Here is a 2,591-nt window from a genome sequence, read left to right on the forward strand (position 1 = left end):
AACATCTGCGTCAACAGAACGTTCAGCTTCGAAAGATGCTTGAGCGGTTTGGCGGCATTTGAGATCTCTTCCAAATTGGCCGTAGAAACATTATTTCTCGAAGTCTTCCGGGTTCGTTGTGGAACGGCAAACTCAAGCTCTGACATCGGAGGATGCCATGCGGTCGCTCAATGAACAACAGCTTGCACATAACCAAATGGAAGGCTTTCAGCAAAATCCGTTCAGTTTAAGGATCTTATGCGCTTCGATCGATGCTCGAAGCTCGTCCTCGGAAGTGCGGTCGCCTTGGTTGGCATCCGGATGGTGCATTTTAAGCCTTTCCTTATAGCGGCTTTTGATTTCCTCCGGCGTTGCATCCGGTGAAAGACCGAGTGTCTCAAATGCCTTTGCTTCCAGCACCTTGAGTTTGCGTATCTGGAAGTCAGCCTTTTGCGCCTGGCGCTGCGCAGCAGTTTTGCGGGCATTCAGTGCCTTTGCAGAACCGGAACGGACATTGCCCGGGAGCGGAGTTTCGGGAGCCTGACTGACGCTGGTCCCCCAGGTCGGGCGGCCACCGCTGGCTGCTTCCCTCTGGTAGCGGGCAATGTCCTTGTCAGATAGATCCGTCGCGAAATTGTAGCCCTTGTTGTACTCCTTCACGTGCTCAAGACAGAAGAACAGATATAGGCCTTCGGCATCCCGTCCCACCGGGGCGCGGTGCGGACCATTCTTTTCGCAGCCGTCCCATTGGCATCTGGGACCGGTGGGTTCGCTCTGCGGAGCAGGCCTCTTGCGAGTCGATCTGAGGCCAATGAATATCTTCGAATCAAGCGTCATGGCACCTATATGGCGGCAGTGCTTCATCTCGGCAAGAAATAGCGAATTGGGGGCGGAACAAAATGGGGTGCAACCGCAGTTGACCGGCGGATTGCGTCAACCACATTGGAACACTCGACCTGCGAAGCCCCATCATGCGGCGACCGTGTATCGACCGCGAAGACGACCCTGCTTCCGGCAAACGCTCACTCGGCACGCGCGCAATCCAGATGCTCGGCCCGTGCATCGTTCGCTCACCGGCACTGGCCTCAGTTCCGGCTAGGCCTTGAACTCATAAATGCAGCGTGATCGAGTGGAGGGAGATGGCTTTCCAGCCGGCGCTGTCGTCGCTATAACTGCCCTCCTTAAACATTATCTACGACGAAGGTTTCCAGGAGCGGACATTGGCACGGGCGAATGAAAAATGGCTGGAGATTGCCAACGTTCCTGTGCCCGACCGCCTATCTTTGCGAAGCGTGGATGCTTCAAACGTGCGTGGTGGCGTTGCCGAGAGCCGTATCCGCGTGGGCTACACGCAAGAGGAGATAGATGCCGGCGTGAGGATGCTCGACTCGGTTGAGCTTCTTGAGCAATGGAAACCCTCCAATCCCAGAAGCGTGGCGCTGCTTATGTGCCTGGCCATTGGGTGGGACGACGAGATAGGAACCAACGATTTCTATGTCTACGTCGTGACCAGTGACTTGCGATCGCACGTGCCACGGCGCTCCACCGCATGGGTGTTTGTCGATGTGTTTGAGTGGCAGAGCGTGCTGGCGAGCCTCCTAAACATCTTGCGGAAATGCGAGCGCGCGACGTGGGATGACAGTGTGCAGGAACTCAGAAAGCGCTTCGATTGGGAGTATGAGGGCATGGCCGGGGCGTAATCGAACGTCAGCACCCGATGGTTTTTCGAATGCCACTTTCATACTTCGCCGAATTCTGATTCACGCTCCGCATGAGCCGATATGATCTGACTGACTTCGAATGGCGCGTGATCAAGCCGCTCTTGCCCAACAAATCACGGGGTGTCGCTCGCGTTGATGACCGGCGAGTGCTGAATGGCATCTTTTGGGTTCTTCGATCTGGAGCCCCTTGGCGTGATGTCCCTGAACGATATGGACCATATACCACATGCTACAATCGCTTCAGGCGTTGGACGATGGCTGGAATTTGGGACAGGCTGATGGAAGCTGTCACGAGCCCTTCGAATGATGGCATCGCCATGACTGACGGCACTTCTGTTCGCGTCCATCATCTGGCGGCCACGCTAACGACCGAACACCCGGATCGTTGCCTTGGGCGAAGTCGGGGTGGTCTCACGACCAAAATTCATGCCGTCACCGATGGCATAGGGCTACCAATCAAGATTGCTATCACGCCCGGTCACGCTCACGACCTAACTGCGGCGAAAGAGCTGCTTACTGACCTATCCCCAGGCGGTATGGTTCTTGCTGACAAAGCCTATGATGCCGATTGGCTCCGTGCGGAAGTCAGAATGAATCGATCATGGGCGAACATTCCGCCAAAATCCAACCGAAAGAGGCCAATCGTCTTCAGCCCTTGGCTTTACAGAAAGCGAAATCTCATTGAGCGGTTCTTTAGTAAGCTCAAATGTTATCGACGGATCGCGACCCGGTATGAGAAGTTAGGCACGAGTTTCCTCGCCATGACAAAACTGGCCTGTGTTCGCCTCACTCTCCGCCATAACGAGTCCACGGCCTAGGACGCGGACTCATTAGCTGAAGCGATCCATATCCTCGTTGCGGCGAGTTTGAGGCCGGCAAGGTAGTTGTCCG

Annotated in this window: 3 protein-coding genes; 2 read left to right on the top strand and 1 reads right to left on the bottom strand. The window is 55.5% G+C overall.

What is annotated here, in order from left to right:
• Positions 1-207: 207 nt before the first annotated feature.
• On the bottom strand, positions 208-816 hold the full coding sequence (locus tag AB6803_RS33025; protein ID WP_371112782.1) for a J domain-containing protein: 609 nt from the start codon (positions 814-816) through the stop codon (positions 208-210).
• Positions 817-1,199: 383 nt separating this feature from the next.
• On the opposite strand from AB6803_RS33025, the gene AB6803_RS33030 reads away from it, so the two are divergent.
• Positions 1,200-1,679 carry an Imm8 family immunity protein gene (locus tag AB6803_RS33030; RefSeq protein WP_371112783.1) on the top strand — a complete coding sequence of 160 codons (480 nt, stop codon included), beginning with the start codon at positions 1,200-1,202 and terminating at the stop codon, positions 1,677-1,679.
• 71 nt (positions 1,680-1,750) lie between these two features.
• A complete protein-coding gene (locus AB6803_RS33035) occupies positions 1,751-2,518 on the top strand; it encodes an IS5 family transposase (RefSeq protein WP_371112784.1) in 768 nt (255 codons plus the stop codon).
• The last annotated feature ends 73 nt before the right edge of the window (positions 2,519-2,591 follow it).

It is taken from the genome of Rhizobium sp. RCC_161_2 (assembly GCF_041355235.1).
Lineage (GTDB): Bacteria > Pseudomonadota > Alphaproteobacteria > Rhizobiales > Rhizobiaceae > Rhizobium.

Bases quoted from the DNA above. Each gene is read 5' to 3' on its own strand.
- AB6803_RS33025 (WP_371112782.1), bottom strand. From the start codon at position 816: ATGACGCTTGATTCGAAGATATTCATTGGCCTCAGATCGACTCGCAAG.
- AB6803_RS33035 (WP_371112784.1), top strand. From the start codon at position 1,751: ATGAGCCGATATGATCTGACTGACTTCGAATGGCGCGTGATCAAGCCG.